Genomic DNA, 23000 nt, shown 5'->3' with positions numbered 1-23000 from the left:
CATGTATTACCGAAGCTACAAGTACGCAATCGATTGGACTACTGGTACCTATGCACTCCTCGTGTCTTGGATCGTCCTCAGCATAGCGTTCGGAATTAGGTACTTAGCTCACGGCTGGCTGGACGCCTTTCTGTGGACGGCCGTAGCCGTCGGATTAGGCTTCGTGATGCATGAATTGGCGCACAGGGAGACGGCTAAGGCATACGGTTGCTTCGCTGAGTACAAGCTCTGGCCCTTGGGCCTAGCGTTAGCGCTCTTCCTATCAGTTATAACGAGAGGCATGTTCGTGTTCGCTGCTCCAGGCGCTGTAATGTTCTCTTGCTTTGCCAGGGGTCATAGGAAGTTCAATCCAATAGTGTATAGGATACCTCTCCTACCTGAAGCGGCAATAGCCGCTGCCGGTCCTATAGCGAATATAGTTATAGGCTTGATCTTCAACGCGCTCTACGTCTTGACGCTTTACCCTCCGTTCTACATGATATCTTCAATCAATTGGTTCCTCGCCCTCTTCAACTTACTGCCCTTGGAACCTCTAGACGGATCCAAGGTGTTCCGATATCATCAAGGTTTGTGGCTGGCGCTGTTTTCGCTATCAGCTGTATTTACGTTCCTACTGTGAAACGGTTTTAAAGGAATTTCGAAAAGGTTCATTTAGACCGATTGGAAGGCTGTGAACGAGAGGTCATGAAGAAACGGCTCAAACCACCGATACTGGTGAGTTTCGGCGGCTTATTGCTTCTAGTAGTCTTTATATCAGCGCTATTACCAATAGCGTACTACTCGACCCCCTTCATATTAGAGAAGGGGTACGAACTCCTTACGTCTAGTGAATGGAATCCTTCTGCGAACAAGTTCGGTGCAATACAATTCATCTTAGGTAGCCTATGGGTGACCTTCTGGTCCACGCTACTTACGCTACCCCTTTCGGTATCCATGGCCGTGTTCGCAGCGGAGCTGGCCCCGAAGAGGTTGAAGACCCTAGTGGGAGGTCTAGTTGACTTAATTGCAGCTGTACCCAGCGTGGTTTACGGATATTGGGGATTAATGATCTTCGGCCCGCTTATGGCTACGTACTTCTATCCGACCTTTCAATCAATTCTGTCTAACGTACCATTGATCTCAACTTTAGTTGAGACCTCTTCAATTACTCCTCAATGCTTCATGACGGCCGTATTGGTCCTATCGCTAATGATGATACCTTACGCCTCGGCAATAATAAGGAACTCCTACGAAATGATACCCAAGGACCTAAAGGAAGCAGTTTACGCTCTAGGGGGCGATCAATGGGACGTTATTAAGATAGGCATAGGGTACGTTAAGTCCTCAATCGTAGCTGGAACCATTATAGCAGCTGGAAGAGCCCTCGGCGAAACAATGGCTGTGACAATGTTGATAGGTAATTCCATAGGTCCCTTCAAACCGTGCTTGCTATGCAGAGGTGCCACTATAACCTCGCTGGTAGCTAACGAGTTCGAAGAAGCAATGATGAACCCGCTCCATAGCGAGGCCTTAACTACGTTAATACTAATTCTAGTGGGAATGGGCTTCGCGTTGCTCTACTTTGGAAGGAAGGTCTCCAAGAACTTCATGGAGGTGGAGGCTAGTGCCTAGAATCGGCATACTTGCAATTTACGTTCTCAGCCTAAGCGCTTTAGGAACGCTGCTCTGGATATTGGGTTCAATAGTTGCCAACGGACTTCCAATAGTAATGAAGTACGGCTATCAACTCTTCGTAAACGACATACCTCCTCCGATATTCTTCTTCGGAACTCCTAAGGTTGGGATAGCTCCGGCGATAGTTGGAACGCTTGAAATGATCTTTATGGCGCTACTAATTTCGTTCCCTATAGGTTTCCTCGCTGGAGTTCTAATAGCGGAATTTAGGCGTTCGAAGCTATCTAGAATAGCTGAAGACGTCGCCTCGCTACTGGTAGAGCTACCGACCATAGCTGCTGGTATAGCGATATATTGGTTAGTAGTGGTTCCTACGAAGAGCTTTTCCGCACTAGCTGGGAGCATGGCTCTCTCTGTGATAATGGTTCCTTACATTACCATTTACACCGCTGAGGCGTATAGGAAGGTGCCTAAGGAAGTGAAGGAGGGGGGACTTGCTTTAGGGATACCTTATCCGAAGGTCCTCTTCAAGGTTCTCAGGGGCCTAATAGCTCCGGGCGTCGTAACTGGCACGCTAATAGCTCTAGCTAAGGCTGCTGGAGAAGCTGCCCCCCTACTCTTCACGGCCGGATGGAGCGACAAACTGGAGTTAGATCCGTTGAAGCCAAGCGCCAGCTTGAGCGTCCTAATATACAAGTTCGGTTTCAGCTCACAAGAACTTTGGCTAGAGCTTAGTTGGGCCGCTTCCTTCGTTTTGGTATTCGCAATAATATTGCCTTTAATAATAATCAGTAAGTTAGTGGTGAGAAGACATGAGTTCTGATAAACCGATTATAGAGATAAGGAACTTGAAGGTCAGAATAGCTGGAAAGGAAGTACTGAAAGGCATCAACTTGGAAATACCTAGAAACAAAGTGTTCGCAATAATGGGACCCTCTGGATCCGGTAAGAGCACCATTTTGAGGTCCATAAATAGGCTCTGGGACCTTTATCCGGAGGTCGAAATAGATGGCGAAATACTGCTGGACGGAAAGGACGTCTACGCTATGAAGGACAAAGAGGTCAGGAGGCTAGTCGGAATGGTATTTCAGAGACCTAATCCGTTTCCCCATATGAGCATTTTCGATAACGTTGCCATAGGCTTGAAGATGAACAAACTCGTTAAGAGTAAGGAAGAGTTAAGGGAACGCGTAGAATGGGCTTTGAAGAAGGCTTACTTATGGGACGAAGTTAAGGACGAATTGAAGAAGAAGGCCAGTCAGCTTTCGGGAGGCCAGCAACAGAGGCTTTGCATAGCGAGGGCGCTAGCGCTTAAACCGAAGGTACTGTTAATGGACGAACCCACTTCAGCTCTAGACGTCGTCTCCACTAAGAAAATAGAAGAAACGATAGTTGAATTAAAGAAGGACCTTACGATAGTCATTGTTACCCACAACCCGCAGCAAGCAGCGAGAATAAGCGACTACGTAGCCTTCGTTTACCAAGGTCAAGTAATCGAGGTAGGTCCAACGAGCGAGATATTTACCAGGCCTAAGAACAAGTTAACCGAGAAGTACGTACTAGGGAAGGTCTAGCTAACCCCACGTGAGAGTTCCGCTTCCAACTGCTAGAAGCGTTAAGGGCCCTTTCTCCGTTATTAAGCAGTAACAAGGACAAGGTTCGTGGAACTCCGAACCTACTACGTTAACCACTTGTACGGGATAACCCACGATCAGTTTCCTCCCACCAACAACTACTCCATTTCCGTCGCACTTCAAGGCTAACGTCGAAGTGACAGGGTAGACGAGTAAGAAGTTGTTAGTGAAGGTTTCCACCCCGGTTAAAGTAATGAGGTTGAGAAGCTTCGCCTCAGTGACCCGGGCCATTTTAAAAGTTAGGGTTCCGCTCAGGAACACAGTTTCGGTATTGTTACTCTCAGTTAAGATTAAAGCGGGACACGGAACGAAGTAATCGAAGTTAATAGGCTTGGGATAACCCCTAATTATCGTCATGGTTTTCCCTAGAATCATTACTCCCTTTCCAGTACACGAGTAAATTGCGACGCCCCCGTTTAAGCCGTTTACGAATATTGCCGTAGAAGTTACGATCGATTGGTAACTCGGAACGAGGGTTTCCCAGACCGTGTGGGTACTAGTTACGGTTACCGTCCTAGTAAAGGAGACGTAGCTAGTGGAAGTGACCGTTGCAGTTCTCTCCACTACTTCGGTTAGGAAGGCAGTTCTAACGAGTATTGAGGTAATAGTTGAAAACACCGTGCTCCTTAAGGTAAATACCGATGTAGAGATCGTGGTAGTTACGCTCGTTACGACTTTCGTTAGCTTTTCCGTTACGGTTCTGAAGGCCGTAGTTGTAACGGTGACCACCTCGCTCTCAGTTACGTACTTAGTTACGGTATTGGTTACCACCTTGACGGGGCAATTTCCCAAAATCTTAGGTAAGTTAACTACCACTATTACGGATAAGGTCACTGTAACTACTATTAGGAGCAGTACTCCCAATTGAACTATGCCCTTGTGCATCTCATGCACTTAACTAGCGATAAGAGAAGATATGTCTTACCACTTCCACACCACTGCGTACTTGAACGGAAGATTGACGGCATCGGGATCTAGGGAAACTACCTCGGAAACTTCAACTATCTTCGCTCCGAACGCTTCAATTAACTCTAACGCAAGCGGGTCGCTGGGATCATTAGTATATAATAAGACGAAACCGCCCCATGGAATTGATGGTCCTAGGGGACCTTTGTTCCAACATCGCTGAACCATTGGTTCACTCCTCCACCGATATTAGTGGTAAGTCCAAGCTCTTAGATACCTTCACCTTAGCTAGCTTGGATGCCTTTAGAGCCAACTTGATAACCTCTACCGCTTCCAATAACTCTGGATCTTCTATTCCCTCCTCCAAGACCTTTTCGGCCACCTTAGCTATCAGTGGCAGCGTCTCGAAAGCGAAGTTCTTGAACCACTTCTTGTCAGCAACGGTCATTTTCTTCCTGTTTATTATTTTAGCTAATTTCTCTTTCGCTTCATCTAACTCAAGTGCAGCGACTTGAACCTTTAGAACCGCTATTTGAGGATCTAATTCCTCTTCGTCTTCCTCCTCTTCATTTAAAGCTAGCCGGAGCGCTTCCTCATCTACGAACTTCCACCAGTGTTGGTTCGAGCTCTTGTAGCTCGTTTCTATTAAAGCATACTCTTTCTCTAGTTTGGATAAAAGGGGCGAGGGGTTGTAATCGACCCCGTATTGTTTAAGCCTCTTAACGACTCCCTTGAAGTCGAAGTCGCCTAAAGCAGCCTTACCTTTCCTCCTATAAGCGTCTGCTACCTCTAGGGCCGCCCTCACAACCATTTCTCCTCTCTCACCGTATTTCTCCAAGAACTCTCGCGCCCGAGCTTCAGCAACGTTCATTGGGCGGCCCCATATATACTACCACTCGATGCTAAAAACGTTTTCTCTATAACTGTATTACGAGGAAATTACTTAGATAGTTCTATTACCTCAACCCTACAAGGTATGGGCATCTTGTAAGCAGCCATCTTCATTATTTCCTTAGCCTTATCCGCAAACTGCTTCTTAGTTTTAACTACCAGTATGTCTTGACCGGGATATATTCTAACGGCTCTTCCAACGGGCTTTCCGAAGGCGTGCCTCATGCCTTCTTGCAATCTGTCTGCACCGGCGAACGCCATGAACTTGTGTTCCCTCAACACGTGGTGAGGATATCTCTTAATTATGAATACGTAATTGTTCTCGCCTATTGAGCTGGATAGCGCCTTGTGAACGGCAACTCTCGCGGCCTCTAATGCGTTGTGCCTAATTTGCGCCCTCTCCAATGCGACGAGCCTTATTTCGACTTCGGCCTCGACCTTCGGATTACCCATTACCCACTTAACTACTTTGGGTTGGGGCGCGCCGTGGATGTATTCTTCCCTAGTATACGGAGGACCGCTGAACGCCTTCGCGTGTCTCTTAGTGAAGCATCTAGCGGGCTTGGCCATTCTCGTGGACCCCCTCTTTCCTAGTCCAATGACTTTAAAACTCGTTACGTTTGGGGGAACGCCCCAGTCGCTTGCGCAGTAACAGCCTCCTGTGGATACGGTGGTATAACTACCGGTAGAGCCAATACTATTCCAAGGCTTAGAATAAGCACTAATATTGAATAGAACAACCCGGCAGCTATAGTCCCTTTCACTATCTTTCCAGTGGCTATCCCAGCGAACAAGGATAGGGAGATGGACATGTAGTATACGTATCCTAATACTTCTAATGGATCTATTGGCTGTAACTGTTGTTCGCCTAATTTCTTGTTAACTTCAACGGAAGAAGCGTACATTTGGACAGCTAAGTAGTAAAGTATAGCTGCCGTCGCTACGAAAATTACAACGCTAAAGAGAATTATGAAACCTTGGCTCTTGAGGGTCTTTTCCCTTTCTTCTTCGAATTCCATAATTCTCCTCGCAAGTTCCGAGGCCTTATCTAGGACCTCGACAGCCCTACCTCCGCTCTCGTACGCCTCTTCGATGAAGTAGAAGTACTTCCTCGTTTCCTTGGGTAAGTCGTTTAGAACCAGCCTTAAGGCATCGAGCATGTCTAGGCCGAGCAAGTAGATTAGGGAAGCTATTCTCCTAATGAACGGAGTTAGAGCTCCGTAGTCCCTATCGCTTATCTCAACGAAAGAGGCGTAAACCTTAGTACCGCTTCTAACCGTTACTGCGATGTCTTGTAGCATTAAGGGCGTGTTGCTAATTATGCTCTCTATCCTCTTCATATACAAGTAATAAGCTAAAGCTGGACCGGCTAAGATGGTTAGTATACCTATGGTTATCGATCTCAAAGTATCGGGGTTGTAAGGCAAGTAAATCCTTGGAAGGGCTTCGAACACTTTCTCTCCTGGTGGCACGTAGGTTATTATCATCAATACTATTCCCAAAACGGGCGTTACTGCCATTAACATTATCTCTTGTTTTTCCATCTTAACCAAGGGGATCACCATCCCCTTATCTTACTTAGTGTACCATCCACCATGAGTATCGCGAATATGGATATTAGTGGAATACCGAAGAAGGACATTAGGCCGGCCAAGGTGGCTGGCTTCATTGGAAGCGTTAATCCGAACATCTTAGCAGAGGGGCCCATGGTAGCTAGAACCACTGCGAACGAGAGTCCCAAAATTGGCATTACTGATGATCCAGTCACGTACATTTCGCTCATTATTTCTAGTGCACCCATTGCTTCCTTCATTTTAGCTTGCATTATTGCCATGGAGCTCTCGAAACCAACCTCTGCGAACTTATCGAGGCCGGCACCGGATTCTATTACATTAGCCAGACCTCTTAGGAAGTTCGCGAATTCCCTATTGGGAGCCCTTTCCGCCACGTCCTTAAGGACGTCTACTACGTCCTCTCCTAGTAGGTATATTCTCGTAATCACCTCAGCAAGTTCCGGTTCGGCACCTAAGCTTTCGCTCTTCTCCCATAGCTTCCTCAGAGCTTCGACGTAGCTAGCGCCGGAAACTCCTAAGGCAGCTAGGTAAGCGTATAGAACGACTAAGCTCTTCTCTAGAACTGGGCTTCTTGAACTGAACATTGCCACTGGAACAACGTACAAGAGCATGAAAACTATGGCGTATCCGACTACGAATGAAATAATTGTTAAACCAATAGAGAGCAAGGGAGGCATGTATAATACATAGAAAGTTGTAACGAATACGAAGGCTGAGATTAACGGGGCGATTGCGAGGGGGAGCAAGGCCATGGTTGCAACGTAAACTGGGAAGGAGACTTGAAGTCTGGAGCCGAGTATGTACTTCTCTAGGCCTTTGAAGGATTCTTCCAAGAACCTCTGAATTCCTATGCTTTTGGATATCCTGTAGAAGATATAGAACAGAGCGTTAGCGCTCTTAACTTCAGCTTTTTCCCTTTTCTTAGTCTTGGCTTCTATTTCTTCTAGAACTATTCTAGTGCTCATAGTAGGGCCACCTCCTCCATGAGACCTGAGGCTCTGAGCTCCGAAGCGACTTGAGTAAATACCATATCGGGGTTCCTCCTGTACCTCCTTACCATATCCATGACGTCCCTAACGGACGTCTTCTCCCTCCAAGCCATCCATTTCATTATTAGAGCTCTCCTCTTCATTTCGTTGTACAGCTGGTTGTAGTCTACTAGCATTTTCTCAGCAGCGTTTTCAATTAGGTAGAGGTGTTGCGCTTCCTCCCAAGAGTCCGTTTCTGGGTCCCATTTGAACGCGGTGTTCATGACTAGTTCTCCTCTCTCGTCTATGGTTATTATTTCCCTTACCTCCAGGCTCCTTCTAACGATCTTCCCTCCATACTTGACTCTCGCATTGAGGATGAATACCTTGACTGCTGGTATCAAGCCTTTGGGTACGTCCATTGGTTTGGTAATGAGCCTCTTTATTGCGGCATCGATCGTTTCACCGTGGACTGTTCCAAGACCTCCGTGACCTACTGAGACGGCTTGGAAGAAGGTGAAGGCCTCTTCACCTCTTATCTCACCTACTATAATGAATTCAGGCCTCTGCCTCAGAGCGGATCTAAGCAAGTCGTAAAGGGTGATGTCCTCTACTCCCGGTTCGCTGGAAGGTCTCGTTACCATTGCTACCCAGTTCTCGTGAGGTAACCTTATTTCAGGTGTGTCTTCCGCAGTAACTATCTTGCTCTCTGGTGGGATCATCATTGCAATTGCGTTAAGCAGCGTAGTTTTACCGGACGCCATTGCGCCTACTACCAAGGCTGAGTTTATTGAATCTACCAGTATCCAAAGGTAAGCCGCTATCTCCGGTGGGAGCGTTCCGAGCCTAACTAGTTCGGGTAGAGTGAATGGGTTTTCACGGAACTTTCTTATAGTAAAGGAAGGACCTCTGTAAGTTACTACTGGATGGGTCGCGTGAAGCCTGTACTTCCAAGGAGGTATCGCACCGTCCAATAGAGGTTGAGCGTAACTTAACTCCTTACCGGACCTAACTGCCAGTTTCCTAACGTATCTCATTAATTCGTCTTCATCAATGAAGACTACGTTGCTCCTCAACCACTCGTACCTTTGGTGCCAGACGTAAATCGGGAGCCCGGTACCGTCACAGAATATGTCCTCTATGGCCGGATCGTTGATGATAACGTCGAGTGGACCGTAACCTACAGTATCCCTAACGACGTAGTACGTGAGCTTCTCAATGCTTAAAACGGGAAGCTTCAGACCGTAGTCTCGGGCCATCCTCCTAACTGTCTGAGCTATTAACTTTCCCGCTTCTAGAGGATCTTTAACGGACTTCCTTAGAATGTCTCCTCTGACATGAAATTCTTGAAAGAGTAAGGCCTTGAGTTTTATTAAACCAGCTAGCTCCCTCCTTGTTAGAATGGGCTCGATGGTGTGGTACCTTATCCTTTCTTGATCGTCGATATATATGAGGACGTAACTATAGGGTGGTTTAACCGAGTAGAAATCCACGAGCTTCTCAGCCGGGATGAGGCTTCTAAGTACCCTACCGCCCGCGCTGGCTACTCCGGGTTCGCCTACTGCAGGTCTCTCTTTTCTGATTCTTTCTAGAGTCTGAGTTACGCTCTCCCCTCTCTTTATTTTGCCAATTAGTTCAAGTAAGTTCCTTTGAACGTTAGCTATTACTTCGCCTAACGTGGGCACAGCTCAACACCGGACGATAGTTACTAATGTCCCGTCTTGTGACCAAATAAGGATCTGGTTCCGCCCTTTAAAGCATTCAGTCCTAAGAAGGTCGCCGATAGAACGGTTGATAGGAACAACGCCACGGCGGCGGTACCGAAAACTAGATCGCCACGATACGAGTAAATTATTCCAGCCACTAGCGATCCTATACCCATGAAGAATTGAGTTACGGCGGCATAGAGGCCTATCATGAAACCGCATGACCTCTTACAGCCCTTAGCAACCAATGCGTCTTGAGCTACAGTACACCCACCAACGGCGCCGACCACTAACGCTAAGCCAATGGCTGCTAGTGCCAAGCCACCTATAACTATTGTCAATGATCCTATGGTGCCAATTGCACTAAATAGAACCAACGTGTAAAGGGGGTCGAACATTCCAGCTATCCTGGGCGATCCAATGGCTGATATGGCAGAGGGAATGTAAGTAAGCATAACGTCATTAGCGTTCAATTCGAACTTCGAGGCAACGAAGACTGGATAGAAAGGCGTTACCATGCCAGAAGCAATTGAAACTAGGGAACCTATCACGGTTGCAATAAACCACTCGCGAGTGAACTCAAACGATATTACAGCCTTCGGTGGTTTGGTTTCCCTCAGTTCTAACGACTTGAACGTTGAATATAGGGACGTTAAGAAGTATATTAGAAAAGAGGCTCTGAAGGCTACTACTTCTGGGAAGAAGTACAATAACGAGAAAGGTACCACCGCTCCAATTACTCCCCCTAAGGCCATCTTGCTAGTCAATCTACCGTAAATTTCCGCGAACCCCGCAACGTCTGCAACCATTACTATTGCGGAAGTCATCGCTATCATGGCTCCAGCTCCACTGAGGGAACCACCTAGGGCCACGGCGTTGGCATCGGGCGCAATGGCTAACACTAGGAGTCCGAGGGTATACAGGGCTATTCCAAATAAGAACGTGCTCTTCCTTCCAAACATATCTGTGGCAGCCCCTCCTATTAACCTGACAATAGAGAAGGAGATCGGGCCAACGCTGCTCGCTATACCTATTAGCTCGCTGCTACCGCCTAGATCCTTTATGTACAATGGTAGTAACACTAGTAAGGCCGTTCCGGGAAGGGATAGCAACACTGCCATTTTCTCTAATTTTTCAATTTCGCTCAACGCACTTCGAGTAAGTTTCGAACGAATGGATTTGAATTTTCTGCGATTGCAAGCACACCGAAACTATTAGACTTTAATTTGTTCGCTGATATGAAGTGTCGAGGACGTCTAATTGTAATATTCAATTGCGTTCAGGAGGTGAGGACGTAATGCATAAGACCGTTAGCGATAAGGATTTGGAAAAGTTACTTGAAAGTACCACTGGAGTAGAAACTGAGGACCTAACTAAGAAGGACGATCCAAAGTACAAGTGGGTTAGACAAATAATGATGTCGGCTAAGAAGTATCACAAGCTATGTCCTTATTATGATAAGAGAACTGGTAAGTGCTTCCTAGAAATGGATTACAAGTGCGATAGGGCCGGTAAGTTCGATGGTTGCCCCGTCTTCATTAAGTACTTGGCCAAGAAGTACGACGAAATAACGTCTAAAGGGAAGAGGCTCCCGATGGACTTCCTAGACCTACCCTTAGTGTGAACCGAAAATGTTCGACGACATTGAGTGTGTCCAGACAGTTAGAATAAAGAAGGAACTCAAGGATATGTTTTTGCTAGAAAACGATATGGGTGGTTTAGCAATTGTTCCTAAAAAGAACATCTGCGATGTCATTAAGAAACTTAAAATATGTATTGAGAACTTGAACGTCAAGTGTAAGTAATCAAGCGTCCCTCACTGCATTCAGCAACTCCATCGCATTCCATAATGAATCCCGGTCTATCGGAATATCCGCTAATAGTACATTGCGTTTTTGAAATAACCTCCTTCGCGTTCTCGCAACACACTCTCTCTAAGGCCTCTCCTTTCTCGTCAACCTTTACGTAACAGTAAACGGTCCCATCGAACGTTATTATTACTTTACCCAAAATTGACTACCCGGCACGCGAACTTGAAGGAGATATTAAAATACTATAAACTACTCTTTACCTTACCTCCAAACGAAGCGATATTCGTTTCGCTACTCGCAAGTTACGCGGTTCTAGGATTAAAGAAGGAACTCCTAGTCCTAGCGCTCGTACAACAAGCGTACTTCACAATACTGTTTTACGAAAACAGGATCCTGAACGGTAGGAGGTTGGGTTTTCTATATGCCGTTTCGAACGTTCTAATGTTAGCGAAACCGGAGCTATCTGTAGCTTTATATTCTATGGTGTCCGTCCTTGCAATAGCCCATCCGCTCATCGAGATCGTTGCAATACTTCCATTGATACCTTTCTTTCCTAAGTCTTTACTGGCCTTGCTACCGGTATGGTTAGTTTCAACGTACGGTCACGTCAAGGGGGTAATGCCTCTAGGGATAGCGTGGCTCCGGGCGTGGATGGGCGATGACTACGTTCACTTGGAGGAAATCGTAACGAAGTACGGAAAGAAAAGGATAGCTAAAGTATTAAGCCTGGGACCGATTACGTTTACGGACGTTCACTTCGGCTTAATGAGATATTCCATGGGAACGCTCTTCCCATATTTGTTATTCGTAAATGGAAGAATTCCTCACAGGCTTTGCGGATCTCACGAGAACAACCCGGCTAACAGATGGGAGACCTTCAAACTAGCTCTGAAGGTGGCGAAAGGTGAAGAAGACTCGAAGAACGTAATTGAAGTTAGGAAGGAAGAAGGTGAGGAAATAGAATGCTTAGGGCTAAACGGAATCAAAGTAATATACCACAAAAACGGCGCCGATGACCTAGAATGTGGGGACTACGGAGTAGAAATCGCTGATCCGCATAATAACGAAGGGGAGCCCGTAAAGGCTGAAGTACTCGAAAAGGAGCTCAGGAACCTTAAGGAAATTTGGAAAGACGAGTGCGTTTTCGAGAGCGTTAAGGAGGTTCAAGTGAATGGTAAAGGACTTTGCTGGGACAAGGGAATCTTGTTGAATTTGTCTTGTGAGAGAGGTACTAGGAGTTGGCTCGTAGTTTTCGGAAACAACATGAGAAGAGGTAATAGAGACGAGTTAGTTAGGGAGGGTCTCATGGAAGTATCCACTTTAGACGACCACACTTGCGCAGGGTTCGGTCGAACTAAGTACGAGGTTAGCGACGTTAAGTCATTCGAAGTACTTCGCAACTTAAGTCTCTCCAACAGTTATCGAAGACGGGAAATAGAGTACTTGAGCATGGGAGACCTCATATATAAGAAGGAAGTGAGGAGCAACATTACCAATGCGATAAAGTTGGGCGTAATAGGATCGTTCCTTACAGTTGTTTTAAGTGCCTTAGTATAAGCTTAAAAATGATTATTCCAATCCTTCACATGCCGGGGTGCCCGAGTGGCCTAAGGGGTCGGGCTGCAGTGGCGTATAGGCCTCCGCCTGTCGATACCCGATCTTTCCCGGGTTCGAATCCCGGCCCCGGCTCCATTTTCAACACATTACCTTCTGATGGAACTGTCCCCGTATTATGTATCCAACTATGGTTTCGGGTCCACCTCTTTTCACTATCACTGAATACTTATTAGGCGAGTTCTCGAAACCCAATCTCTCTATATCCAATAGTAAGAAGAATCCGTCTGAACCCTTCTCTAAAGGTATCCTCCACGGAACCTTCATCACGTCTTGCGCCCAGACAGTTGACGCTTTTAGTATCCTCTTCGCTATTTCTTCATCGAATAATCCGTCTTTCCTAAGCTTTATCGAAATTAATTCCATTTCCCTCCAAAGGTCTGGTTTAGTCCAAGCAACGTTATCGGTCCCTATTAAGAACTTCACGTCTGCCTCTATGGCGTATTTCAATTTAGGTTCTAATTTAAACCAGTTGTTAGCTCTGGTACAAAATACTATTGCTACGTTCCTCTTCCTGAGTTCCTCAAAGTCCTCTAGTTCCAAGTTTACGCCATGCACGACGAAATCCACTCCTAATTCGAAGGCTTGATAGAGTTCCTCTCTACCGCCTACTTCAGCTACGTGCGTTCCAACAGGTTTACCGGCGTTCTTGAAGATTTCCGAGAGCTTTCGAGCTATGTTAGGGTCTGGATAAGTAGGCTCGGGCAAGCCGAGGCCGTGGGATATCTTGAGCACTTTAAGACCCTCTTCCAAGGAAGAGGCCCTGGCGAATGGTAAGTAACCTTCGAAGTTCGCCCTTTCGGCCGCGCTCAGCCCCTTCTTAACGCCCTTGTAACCTTCTTCACGGAAGTCGCTAACCCCAAACACTCCAATTAACTTCAGTAAACCCAATGTCTGGCTCATTGACTTTATCATTTGTTCGTCCTTAACCTTTTCAAACGCTCTTATCTTCAAACCCTTCCTTGGGTCTACTATATCGCTTAGCTCCTTGTTTATCCACCTTTCCAAGATAACGGAATCGCCCAAGTGGATGTGAGCGTTAAATAGAGATGGCATAGCAAGCGCGTTCACCAGTATCCCTTTCGAGTCCCAACCCTCTTCTATTGCCTCAATCCCTTGATTATTGAGAATTATTGTGACTTCCTCTACTAGTTCTAGGTCCTCGCCCACTAAAGCGTAAGGTACCCTTACGTTCAAGCATGAGTTCCCGTGTTCGGTATCTCTCCGTTACTGTATTAAATAGGACCTCAGATTTCTATTCTCTCTAAGAAACTTTAGAGAAGACGCCGCCTTAGATAGAGCTTCCCTTGGGTTTTTGCCTATACCCACTCCGATCTTGGCGTCCTTTAAAATCATTTTAACCTCATCTATTATATGTAAGTCCTTAGGGTCAATGAAGAAGACGAAGTTATCCCCGCCTAAGTAAGCCCCAATACCACCTACCCCTAAGAAAAGGTTTAAGAGGGTGGAGTAGTTGTTCATTGCCCTTACGTATGCTGAGTAGATCTCGTCTTTGGAGAAGTAGTTTAAGTCTATATGAACTACGGCGACGTCGCTGCCTTCGCACTTCCTCGATTCGCCTCTCAGAGCGCTCAAGGGAGTGGAACCACACCCTATACTGGTTTCAACGGGAACGGGCGATACCTTCTCTATTTTACTAATTACTTCTCTTAAGCACTCTTCTTCTACACCGTTTGCTAGAAAGATCAGAACGTCCTTTCTGTGCGGAACGTAGAACGAGTTACACTTCGCTGCTTCTTCACTTGCAATCTTCTCGATCGATGCTTGAACTAATTGAATTTTCCACTCCCTATCGCTCCCGAGTTCCTCCGTCCATTCGCGATACCCCTTCAATATCGCTACCATTACCTTGTGCATCACTTTTCCTCCTCGCCCTTAGCCTCCTCTTGTACTCACTTAATGGATGATTTGCTTTGCATTCCTCCTTAGTAGGGCATAAGTTCCACGAAACTAAGGTCTTACAAGAGGGCGGAGAGTATTTCTTCCTAGAACCTCTGAGGCCCGCTAAGTGCTCTATTTGATATCGAGCTATCTTTTCGTTGAAATCTGGTGCTCTAGAAAACACTTCGAGTACTTCGTCAACGTCCAACCCTATGTTTAACAGGAACGTAGCTAAGGTGAACCTCTCTTGATGAGAAAGGTTAGCTCCTTCCAAGGCCCTCGCGTATATTGACTTAATGCATGGGGGTAGAGCTTCAGGGTACAAGCCCTTTACGCTTTCCTCAACTCTCTTTCTCTTAACTACAGTTTTCCTGATTGCAGAAGAGAGCTCTTCCACTATCTCCCTCAACCTATTCGGTAAATCGCTTACTTCCAAGTTACCTATTTCCTTAACGTCTTGAATTACCTTCGAGTAGACGGCTTCCTGAGCTAACCTAATGATCTCATCGGGCTTCAAGTACACGAATCCATTGAGCAAGGGTTTATTAACCACTTTCCAATGTGGATCGCTTAGAAACCTCTTAGCCAATTTAACGTAAGATATTAAGTGGATCTTAACGGGGTAGACCTCCGGTAGAACAACTCCTCTATGAACCTTAATCGGTACTTGAAGGGGTTCGTCCAAGTCGGTAACGTCGTAACCTAGCTTCCTTAGCAAGGTAATCGTTGATACGAGATCGTCTTTATTTAAGGACTTGGCTATTTCCATAGCTACGAAGTTAGCTAATTTGTTTTGTAACCACTTATCCTTTAGTACTGCAGCCACTATGACGGCTATCTTATAACCTAATGTCATACATAGTTCATCGCACTCGTAAGGCTCTACCTTCTTACCTAACGCCCTCTCGAGTAGGTTCCTAGCCCTCTCTAAACTTTCCGGCACTAAATCTATCAGTTCCAATGGATCCAATTCTTCACCAATATATATTTTACTTAATTTAGAGAGATCGTTAACTACGTATTGCTTCAACTTTCCCGCTTCCAATTACTCAATAAACGCCTAGAGTATAATACCGAGGTCAAACGCTAGTTGGCGGATGAAGAGGCCGTCCCAGAGCGAGACGATGAGCGTTAGCAAACCATCTGACGCCTCAACGCATAAAGCGGAACCCATTTTAATCCATCTATCTGCCTTTATCAGTCGGTGGAACGATGGAGTACATATACGCTTCCCTCTTGCTCCATAGCGCCGGTAAGGAGATAACCGAGGAGGCAATAAAGAAGGTCCTAGAGGCGGCAGGAGTTCAAGTGGACGAGACCAGGGTAAAGGCATTGGTAGCCGCCTTGAAGGAAGTGAACATTGACGAGGTATTGAAGAGCGCGGCCTTGCCAGTGGCTGCAGCTCCAGTAGCCGCCCCGGCAGCTGCTCCGGCTGCTGAGGAGAAGAAGGAAGAGAAGGAGGAAGAGGAAGAGAAGAAGGAGGAAGTGAGCGAGGAGGAGCTCTCAGCCGGCTTGGGAGCCCTCTTCGGTTAAAGTTAATTTTTCAATATTCCAAAGCTCCTCCTTTATCAGCGCTTAACGCCATTTTCGCGTACCTCCTCAACACTCCCCTCCTTAGTGGCTTCTTGAGAGGCTTCCACTCCTTCCTCCTTTCCTCCAGTTCCTTCTCGTCGACCAGTAAGTCGAGTTTCCTGTTCTCTATATCTATCACGATTTCGTCGCCGTCCCTAACTAGAGCTATCGGACCTCCTTCGGCCGCCTCCGGCGATACGTGACCTATTGCCGGACCTCTCGTGGCCCCAGAGAACCTACCGTCCGTAACGAGCGCAACGCTTTCTCCGAGACCGAGCGCCATTACTGCTGCAGTGGCAGTCAACATTTCCCTCATGCCGGGACCTCCCTTGGGTCCCTCGTAGCGAATTACGATCACGCTTCCCGGTTCGATCCTACCAGATCTTATGGCCTCTACCGCCTTCTCTTCGCCATCAAATACTCTAGCTACTCCCTTGAACTTCCACAGCTTCCTGTCGACTGCGGAGGCCTTCACTACGGCGCCCCTCGGAGCTAAGGAACCCTTTAGAATGGCTAAGCCTCCGAACGGATGGTACGGGTCGTCCAAGGGTCTTATGACTTCCCTATCTAACACTTGGGCGTTCCTTACGTTCTCCCAAACGGTCTTGCCTGTAACAGTTAACGCGTCCTTGTGTATCAAGCCCTTTAGTCCGAGTTCCTTTAATATCGCTGGAATTCCACCGGCTCTATCCAAGTCTACAACGAAGTGCTTCCCTGCTGGCGATATGGAAGCTATATGGGGTACCTTCCTACTGATCTCGTCAAACACCTCTAAAGGTAAGTCTATTCCCAGTTCGTAGGCTAGTGCTTCCAAGTGAAGTACGGAGTTCGTGGAACCGCCCAGGGCCATATCAACTGCTATAGCGTTCTCTAGGGCCTTTCTAGTGAGTATCTTATCGGGTGTAAGACCCTCTTCGATCATTTTCACTATTCTCATGCCCGTCCATTTGGCGTACCATATTCTCCTAGCTTCAGTAGCTGGAACTGTGGAGGCCCCAGGTAGCATCATACCCATGGCCTCACTTAGCATGTTCATTGTATTGGCAGTGAAGAGGCCCGCGCAGCTCCCCGGACCCGGTAGCGCACTCTCCTCTAACTTCTTCAGCTCTTCTGTTCTCCCTTCCTTTATCAAGACGTTCATTCTTTCCATTAAGTCCTTGAAGTCTATCCTTTGGTGATCGTAACTTCCGGGCATCATTGGTCCTCCGTTTATGAGTATAACTGGTACCTCGAGCCTAGCAGCTGCCAGCAAGAACCCCGGCGTTATCTTGTCGCAGTTGGTCACCATTACGACTGCATCCAACCTATGAGCTTCAACCATTATTTCGACGGTATCTGCTATCACTTCCCTCGAAGGAAGCGAGTAACGCATTCCTTCGTGACCCATCGCTATTCCATCGCAGACCGCTATGGTACCGAACTCTAAGGGGGTACCACCGGCCATTCTTACACCGGCCTTGACGGCTTCCGCTACTTTGTCCAAGTGAACGTGACCGGGAACTATTTCGTTCCACGCGTTTGCAATTCCAATAAGAGGCCTCTTGAGTTCTTCTTCTATTAAACCGGACGCCTTCCAGAGAGCCCTGTGGGGCGCGTATTCAGGCCTCAGAAATATCTCGCTCCTTCTCAATCCAGACGCCTAGCTTGGGTAGTACTAGAAGTATATATTTGGTTGCATACCTCTAAATCTCTCCTTGCATGGGTCTCTAATTGAACCAAACCCAATTTCCTATAGGTCTTCAGTTCTTCCTCTATGCTTTCACACGGCTCAAATGGAGAGTTTAGAACGAGGAGTTCCTCTCCTAAAGGAGACTTGGAATACCTAATCCTTAAATCGAGGGGCGTATTAAGGTGCGCAAAGTTTACTGGAAAGCGCGAGATGAGCTTCGAGCCAACGAAGATGCGCCTATTAGCGAATCTGATAAAGTCCGTAGCCCTCAGTGGCCTACCCAACTTCCTTTTCACCTTCTCTAAGTCTAAAGCATCCAAGTTAACTGAAATGAAGAGCGATTCCATGAACCCGTCCGCGTGTATTGGGACGGCCACGTCCGCTTTGAAGACGTTCTTATAGGAAACTAATTTCTCCACCATTTCCTTCGTAACAAAGGGCATGTCTCCGGGTATGAACGTTACCGTTCCGCTCAAGGACCTCATTGCTTCGGCCGGACCCTCTCCGTTATCTATGACGCAACGGATCGCGGAGTACAGCTTGCACCTTTCTTCCGAGGTAGTAATGAGCGTTGCTTGAGGGAACTCCGAGAGGAGCCTCTCTATTACCCTTCTGCCATCTATCAGCTCGTTGAGCTTATCTTTACCGTACCTCTTCCCCTTACCCCCCGCCAGAATCGCTATCAAAACTCGAATACCTCTGTTTCTCCCGGTCTCATTACCCTTACTTGAGCCAAACCTTCGCTTTCGACCCTCTTCTTGAACTCGTTCGGATCGGCCTTTATTGGCGGGAACGTGTCGTAGTGCATGGGCACTACGACCTTAGGCTTGAGCATCTTAGTTGCGTAGACGGCTTGAGTTATGTCCATCGTATAGTGGCCTCCAATGGGTAAGAGCGCCACCTTGGGCGCGTATAGTTCTCCTATGAACTGCATCTCCGCGAACAGGCCCGTGTCGCCTGCGTGGTAGAGTCCCGCTTCGCCATCGAAGAACAAGATGACTCCCGTTGGAACGCCTTTATCGTAGCTCGAGTGCGTTGCCGGCGTCATTGCAATGGATAGTCCCGGTACTATTGAACTCAAGTTCGCTGGTCCGCCGATATTAGCTCCTACCCCTTCAAAGCCCTTCTTAGTTAGATCCACAAATATCTCGTGGATTGCGAAGAACTTAGCACCGGTCCTCCTCATAATTTCCTCGGCGTTACCAATGTGGTCCTCGTGCGCGTGAGTTATAACTACTAGGTCCACTGGGAACTTATCTAAGAACTGGTCTAAGGACATGGGCGAGAGGGGGTTCTCAATCCATGGATCAATAACTATTCCCTTACCGTTATACTCTACGTGAAAGGCGGAGTGGCCTAGGTACGTTAGCTTGAACTTCAACTTATTCATCCCCCTCAGAAGTTCCCTTCAGGGCTAAATTGCTTAAACCTAAGGGAAATAAGTTCGTACACGATACTGGATCCCTCTTAGCGGGAACGCCATCTCTGCTTATCGGTGAGAACTATACAACTCCATTGAACTTGAAGGAGGTTAGGGATAAGGAGAGCAAGAACTTCCTCTCTATCTATATTGAAAAGTTAAAGGTCGTTGAACCCGAGGCGAAGTTTCTAAGAATAGTAAAGGAGAAGTCCGAAGAGTTGGGAGAAAACCTCTCAGATGCGGACGTGGCCGTCTTAGCCCTCGCCCTCCAATTAAGAGCAACGCTTCTGAGCGACGATTACGGCGTCTTAAACGTAGCCTCGGAGCTCGGAATACCTTGGAAGACCGTTAGGACCAAGGGTATAAGCGAAAGGAGGAAGTGGGTGTGGTACTGCCCTAATTGCGGTAGGACTTTCGAGAGGCATCTAAGGGAATGCCCGGCGTGCGGCTCCCCCTTACGGAGGAGATCGATTAGTTTCGGCGGTCCGAGAGATCGTTAAACGCCGAGCGCATCGCAAATGGGTGATCGACTTCGAAGGGAGGGATATGTGCTTTCTCTGTAGGTATGGCGTTAGCTGTAACTTCCTTCTTGGTTACTTTAGATCCAATGTCCTTCGTCTACTTCACAGTGGTTGCCTTACTTGCTGGCTCGTTGTCCTCGTTCTTGGAATCCATCCTTCAATGGCGTACGAGGTGAAAATAGTAGCCATTAACGCAACTCTCGCGCCAACGACCACGGTCTCCGTGGACCCCAATGGGTGTTTGGAAACGCTAACTGTAAGGGAAGTCGCTTTCGTAAAGAACGGAGTAACCATGAAAGGGTACCTAATTGAAGGCTCCAGCGAATGCCGGCGGGTTCCGGTAACTGTCGCTTGTCCTTGCGGGCTAATGGAACTGGCTCCCATCCAAGTTGCCACTACTCAGTGCGTTTCCGAGGGCTCTACCTACCTAGTAACTGCTTCCAACTTACCCGTTCTCCCATTACTAGCGCCTCTCTTTCAAAACTTCCTCCGCAAACGGGGAGTAGGGAGAAATAATGGAAGCTTTCCTGGACAAATTGAAGGAAGACTTGGAGAACGCAATAGAAGGAAGGCACAGGAGACTCGTAGTTCTCTCGGGTAACGATCCCCAGAAGTTAGGAGAGGCCCTTTCGAAAGTTCTTCTCTTATACGATAAATTGAGGGAAGAGAAGGGACTTGGTGAAGGTAAGGTCCTATACGTATTTCACGATGAGTTTCCCGAGGCTCGTCAAATAAAGGACGTGGCGAAGGGTAGCGTAAAGGAGAACGCAAAGAAAATCAAACTCGAAATAAGGGTCTACGAGGAGTCAAACAAGCTCCTCGGTACCACTTATCAAGGCATAGTGCTTGACCTTACAAGGGACTTAAAGCCCAATGACGTGGGAAGGCTAGTCGAGGTCGTTGAGGGCGGCTCTCCAGTAATACTTCTCGTACCGACATGGGAAGAGTGGGACGAATGGGAGACTATATTTAAAAAGAACTTATGCGTACCGCAGTATCCTCAACCCAGGCACGTCTTCATAACTTGGTTCAAGAGGAAGATACTAGAGCACCCATCTCACGTGTACCACGTAGATAAGGACAAGAAGGTAAAGCAAGAACTCTTCGAAAGTCCTAAGTATAAGAAGAAGGAATTAGAGATACCCAAGGAAATAAGGTTCCCTAAGAAGTTGTATGCTTTGGCTCTCACCCAAGACCAAGTCGAAGTGATACATTCGATGGAGTGGATGTTGGGAAGGAAGAAGAAGCACAGGGTGCTCGTAATCACTGCTGATAGAGGTAGAGGCAAGAGCGGTGCCCTCGGGATAGCGTTAGCAGGCTTCGTTCAAGCCTTCAGTAAATCGAAGAGCGGTTTCGTGAAGGTAATAGTAACAAGTGGCGACCCCTTCGGCGTTCAAACGCTATTCAAGCTCCTAATGAAGGCAGCTGAAACCATTGGTATGAAGGCAAAGAAGATAGAAAGGGACGGGACGATATACGAGGTTCACGGCGAGAGTTGGAGCGTAGAGTACTGGCCTCCATTGAAGGCTGCGGAGAAGAACGCTGACCTAGTCGTAGTAGACGAGGCAGCTGGCGTTCCGGTTCCAGTCCTTCACAAGATTTGGAGGAATCACAAGAGAAGCGTTTACGCGACTACAATTCACGGCTACGAAGGGGCTGGTAGAGGGTTCAACGTAAGGTTCTTACCAACTCTACTTAACGATAAAGGTACCGAAATAAAGCACGTGAAGATGGATGAGCCCATAAGGTACGCTCCCGGAGATCCCGTAGAGAGATGGCTCTACGACGTATTGCTACTAGACGCAGAGCCAGCTAAGCTAGACGAGGAGGACCTTAAAGCGATCGAGGAGGGGAGACTGAAGTACTTGAGGTTGGATCCGAAGTGGTTGTTTTCGAAGGAAGGGGAGGACCTCCTCAGGAACTTGTTCGGAATATACGTTCTAGCTCACTATAGGAACGAACCCGATGACTTGGGAATGATAGCCGATGCCCCTCACCACAGCGTTAGAGCTGTCGCGACCGATACTGGAAAGGTCGTTGGGGCTCTCCAGCTCGCAGAGGAGGGCCCCATTCCCGAGGACATGATAGACGATTTACTTAGAGGCGGTAAGATTCCCGGCAACATCATTCCAGATAGATTCCTCAAGCACCTAAGGGTTCGGGACTTCGCCTTCACGAGGGGTTGGAGGGTAGTTAGGATCGCGACCCATCCGGAAGTCCAAGGTAAGGGGATAGGTACGTTCGCCTTGGCTAAGGCGAGCGAAGAGGCGAAGGAAAGGGGATACGATTGGATAGCCTCTGGCTTCGGCGTTACAGAGAAGCTCTTGAAGTTCTGGATTAGGTCGGGTTTCCTACCGGTTCACATGAGCCCCGATAGGAACCCAACGAGCGGTGAGTTCACAATACTAGTTGCCAAACCTCTGACGCCGAAGCTGAAATGGATGATCTTGGAAGCGAACAGGCTTTTCAGAAGGAAGGTCTTGCTTTCGCTTCACTTAAATTACAGGACGTTGGAATGGGACGCAGCCAAACTAATATTGGAGACGGACCCCATACCAATTAACCCGAGTCTGAGGAAACCGAAGCTTCATCCAGTCGATGTAGATAGGTTGTGGATCTATTCCTACGGCCCAATGACTTTCGAAGCCGCTAGCGACCTGATATACCGCCTAGCAATAACGTACTGGTCGCAACCGCGCAAATGGAGGCCGGAAATAGACGAGGACACTAAGATCACTTTAATAACTAAGGTTCTTCAAGGAAGAGATTGGGAGGAAGTGGAAGAGGAGACGAAAATAAAGTTTAGGAAGCAAGTGGCCGTCTTGAAGGAATTCGGGAGAAGGTGCTTGAGAACGTATTGGAACATAGAAAAGGAAGGCGGAACTGGTGTATCCAATGAGAACGTGGAGTACTTCGTAAGTAGGTACGGTAAGAAGGTATTCGACATAGAGTAATTTTCAATACCTTAGTTCTCCCGTTTCCCGCGGTTCACTCGAATTTTTCGCTCTAAACTTCAAATTAGCTTGAACGAGGTCACCTTAACGAGAATGGACGTAATTAGTCCATAATTTTGCAATTGATCTATTAATAGGAAACGGGCGCCTCTGCGTTTCCAATAATTTAATGTCGCGAAGGTTGTGAAGGAAAGTTCTGATTCTTTTCAGAGAAATTCCATGGGATAGTGCGTAATCGCAAAGG

The 23000-nt window shown here is 47.3% G+C and carries 26 protein-coding genes and 1 tRNA gene; 12 read left to right on the top strand and 15 right to left on the bottom strand.

Annotated elements, in window-relative coordinates:
• The first annotated feature begins 1 nt into the window (after position 1).
• The 4 genes from EYM_RS01975 to pstB all read left to right on the top strand — a co-directional run bounded on the left by EYM_RS01975 (position 2) and on the right by pstB (position 3188).
• Entirely contained in the window at positions 2–619 is a 618-nt protein-coding gene (locus EYM_RS01975) for a zinc metalloprotease (RefSeq protein WP_075049438.1), read from the top strand.
• 65 nt (positions 620–684) lie between these two features.
• On the top strand, positions 685–1611 hold the full coding sequence (pstC, locus tag EYM_RS01970; RefSeq protein ID WP_157058724.1) for a phosphate ABC transporter permease subunit PstC: 927 nt from the start codon (positions 685–687) through the stop codon (positions 1609–1611).
• On the top strand, positions 1604–2437 hold the full coding sequence (locus tag EYM_RS01965; protein WP_083494990.1) for a PstA family ABC transporter permease: 834 nt from the start codon (positions 1604–1606) through the stop codon (positions 2435–2437). Before pstC ends, EYM_RS01965 begins: the two co-directional genes overlap by 8 nt.
• Positions 2427–3188, top strand: a complete 762-nt coding sequence (gene pstB, locus EYM_RS01960; protein WP_075049435.1) for a phosphate ABC transporter ATP-binding protein PstB — start codon at positions 2427–2429, stop codon at positions 3186–3188. Before EYM_RS01965 ends, pstB begins: the two co-directional genes overlap by 11 nt.
• On the opposite strand, the gene EYM_RS01955 is transcribed toward pstB, so the two are convergent.
• From EYM_RS01955 to EYM_RS01920, 8 genes are all read right to left on the bottom strand, one after another.
• Positions 3189–4112 (bottom strand): hypothetical protein, encoded by a 924-nt coding sequence (locus EYM_RS01955; RefSeq protein WP_075049434.1) that lies wholly within the window; start codon positions 4110–4112, stop codon positions 3189–3191. It lies immediately after the preceding gene.
• 57 nt (positions 4113–4169) lie between these two features.
• Entirely contained in the window at positions 4170–4382 is a 213-nt protein-coding gene (locus EYM_RS01950; RefSeq protein ID WP_075049433.1) for a hypothetical protein, read from the bottom strand.
• Between the two features lie 4 nt (positions 4383–4386).
• The gene (locus EYM_RS01945) at positions 4387–5025 is read right to left on the bottom strand and encodes a hypothetical protein (RefSeq protein WP_075049432.1); all 639 of its coding nucleotides are present in this window, start codon (positions 5023–5025) and stop codon (positions 4387–4389) included.
• A 68-nt stretch (positions 5026–5093) separates the two neighbouring features.
• A complete protein-coding gene (locus EYM_RS01940) occupies positions 5094–5615 on the bottom strand; it encodes a 50S ribosomal protein L16 (protein WP_075049431.1) in 522 nt (173 codons plus the stop codon).
• A 44-nt stretch (positions 5616–5659) separates the two neighbouring features.
• Positions 5660–6589, bottom strand: coding sequence for a type II secretion system F family protein (locus tag EYM_RS01935; RefSeq protein ID WP_236943445.1), 930 nt, complete (start codon positions 6587–6589; stop codon positions 5660–5662).
• A gap of 14 nt (positions 6590–6603) precedes the next feature.
• Positions 6604–7584, bottom strand: a complete 981-nt coding sequence (locus tag EYM_RS01930) for a type II secretion system F family protein (protein ID WP_075049429.1) — start codon at positions 7582–7584, stop codon at positions 6604–6606.
• A complete protein-coding gene (locus tag EYM_RS01925) occupies positions 7581–9272 on the bottom strand; it encodes a type II/IV secretion system ATPase subunit (protein ID WP_083494989.1) in 1692 nt (563 codons plus the stop codon). The genes EYM_RS01930 and EYM_RS01925 overlap by 4 nt, the downstream gene beginning before the upstream one ends.
• A 23-nt stretch (positions 9273–9295) precedes the next feature.
• A complete protein-coding gene (locus tag EYM_RS01920; RefSeq protein WP_075049428.1) occupies positions 9296–10441 on the bottom strand; it encodes an MFS transporter in 1146 nt (381 codons plus the stop codon).
• Positions 10442–10590: 149 nt separating this feature from the next.
• Between EYM_RS01920 and EYM_RS01915 the strand changes: the two genes are divergently transcribed.
• Positions 10591–10917, top strand: a complete 327-nt coding sequence (locus EYM_RS01915) for a hypothetical protein (RefSeq protein ID WP_075049427.1) — start codon at positions 10591–10593, stop codon at positions 10915–10917.
• Positions 10918–10924: 7 nt separating this feature from the next.
• Positions 10925–11098: a hypothetical protein gene (locus tag EYM_RS07780; protein WP_157058723.1), complete on the top strand. Its 174-nt coding sequence runs from the start codon at positions 10925–10927 to the stop codon at positions 11096–11098.
• Here EYM_RS07780 and EYM_RS01910 read toward each other — a convergent pair.
• On the bottom strand, positions 11085–11303 hold the full coding sequence (locus EYM_RS01910; protein WP_075049426.1) for a hypothetical protein: 219 nt from the start codon (positions 11301–11303) through the stop codon (positions 11085–11087). The two genes, EYM_RS07780 and EYM_RS01910, sit on opposite strands and share 14 nt — an antisense overlap.
• 23 nt (positions 11304–11326) lie before the next feature.
• On the opposite strand from EYM_RS01910, the gene EYM_RS01905 reads away from it, so the two are divergent.
• Both EYM_RS01905 and EYM_RS01900 read left to right on the top strand, forming a co-directional pair.
• On the top strand, positions 11327–12661 hold the full coding sequence (locus EYM_RS01905; protein WP_168050157.1) for a DUF2070 family protein: 1335 nt from the start codon (positions 11327–11329) through the stop codon (positions 12659–12661).
• 31 nt (positions 12662–12692) lie between these two features.
• Positions 12693–12796: transfer RNA gene (locus tag EYM_RS01900), tRNA-Cys, on the top strand.
• A gap of 3 nt (positions 12797–12799) precedes the next feature.
• Here EYM_RS01900 and EYM_RS01895 read toward each other — a convergent pair.
• Genes EYM_RS01895 through EYM_RS01885 form a run of 3 tightly spaced genes read right to left on the bottom strand, consistent with a single transcriptional unit; the run spans position 12800 to position 15665 of the window.
• Positions 12800–13915: an amidohydrolase family protein gene (locus EYM_RS01895; RefSeq protein WP_075049424.1), complete on the bottom strand. Its 1116-nt coding sequence runs from the start codon at positions 13913–13915 to the stop codon at positions 12800–12802.
• A 30-nt stretch (positions 13916–13945) separates the two neighbouring features.
• Positions 13946–14596 (bottom strand): GTP cyclohydrolase IIa, encoded by a 651-nt coding sequence (locus EYM_RS01890; RefSeq protein ID WP_075049423.1) that lies wholly within the window; start codon positions 14594–14596, stop codon positions 13946–13948.
• On the bottom strand, positions 14529–15665 hold the full coding sequence (locus tag EYM_RS01885; RefSeq protein ID WP_075049422.1) for a hypothetical protein: 1137 nt from the start codon (positions 15663–15665) through the stop codon (positions 14529–14531). Before EYM_RS01885 ends, EYM_RS01890 begins: the two co-directional genes overlap by 68 nt.
• Positions 15666–15832: 167 nt before the next feature.
• Here EYM_RS01885 and rpl12p point away from each other — a divergent pair, with 167 nt between their 5' ends.
• Positions 15833–16153, top strand: a complete 321-nt coding sequence (gene rpl12p / locus EYM_RS01880; protein WP_075049421.1) for a 50S ribosomal protein P1 — start codon at positions 15833–15835, stop codon at positions 16151–16153.
• 10 nt (positions 16154–16163) lie between these two features.
• Here the strand turns inward: rpl12p and ilvD are convergent, their stop codons facing one another.
• Genes ilvD through EYM_RS01865 form a run of 3 tightly spaced genes read right to left on the bottom strand, consistent with a single transcriptional unit; the run spans position 16164 to position 19251 of the window.
• Positions 16164–17822, bottom strand: coding sequence for a dihydroxy-acid dehydratase (gene ilvD / locus EYM_RS01875; RefSeq protein ID WP_075049420.1), 1659 nt, complete (start codon positions 17820–17822; stop codon positions 16164–16166).
• The gene (locus EYM_RS01870; RefSeq protein WP_075049419.1) at positions 17819–18547 is read right to left on the bottom strand and encodes an NTP transferase domain-containing protein; all 729 of its coding nucleotides are present in this window, start codon (positions 18545–18547) and stop codon (positions 17819–17821) included. The genes ilvD and EYM_RS01870 overlap by 4 nt, the downstream gene beginning before the upstream one ends.
• The gene (locus EYM_RS01865; RefSeq protein WP_075049418.1) at positions 18544–19251 is read right to left on the bottom strand and encodes a metal-dependent hydrolase; all 708 of its coding nucleotides are present in this window, start codon (positions 19249–19251) and stop codon (positions 18544–18546) included. The genes EYM_RS01870 and EYM_RS01865 overlap by 4 nt, the downstream gene beginning before the upstream one ends.
• A 29-nt stretch (positions 19252–19280) precedes the next feature.
• Here EYM_RS01865 and EYM_RS01860 point away from each other — a divergent pair, with 29 nt between their 5' ends.
• The 3 genes from EYM_RS01860 to EYM_RS01850 all read left to right on the top strand — a co-directional run bounded on the left by EYM_RS01860 (position 19281) and on the right by EYM_RS01850 (position 22756).
• Complete coding sequence (locus tag EYM_RS01860; protein ID WP_075049417.1) at positions 19281–19781, top strand: NOB1 family endonuclease; 501 nt, start codon at positions 19281–19283, stop codon at positions 19779–19781.
• Between the two features lie 181 nt (positions 19782–19962).
• A complete protein-coding gene (locus EYM_RS07875) occupies positions 19963–20403 on the top strand; it encodes a hypothetical protein (protein ID WP_168050155.1) in 441 nt (146 codons plus the stop codon).
• Positions 20318–22756: a tRNA(Met) cytidine acetyltransferase TmcA gene (locus tag EYM_RS01850; RefSeq protein ID WP_236943429.1), complete on the top strand. Its 2439-nt coding sequence runs from the start codon at positions 20318–20320 to the stop codon at positions 22754–22756. Before EYM_RS07875 ends, EYM_RS01850 begins: the two co-directional genes overlap by 86 nt.
• The last annotated feature ends 244 nt before the right edge of the window (positions 22757–23000 follow it).

The organism is Ignicoccus islandicus DSM 13165, from assembly GCF_001481685.1.
GTDB lineage: Archaea > Thermoproteota > Thermoprotei_A > Sulfolobales > Ignicoccaceae > Ignicoccus > Ignicoccus islandicus.
This window is presented reverse-complemented; position numbering and strand designations above follow the sequence as displayed.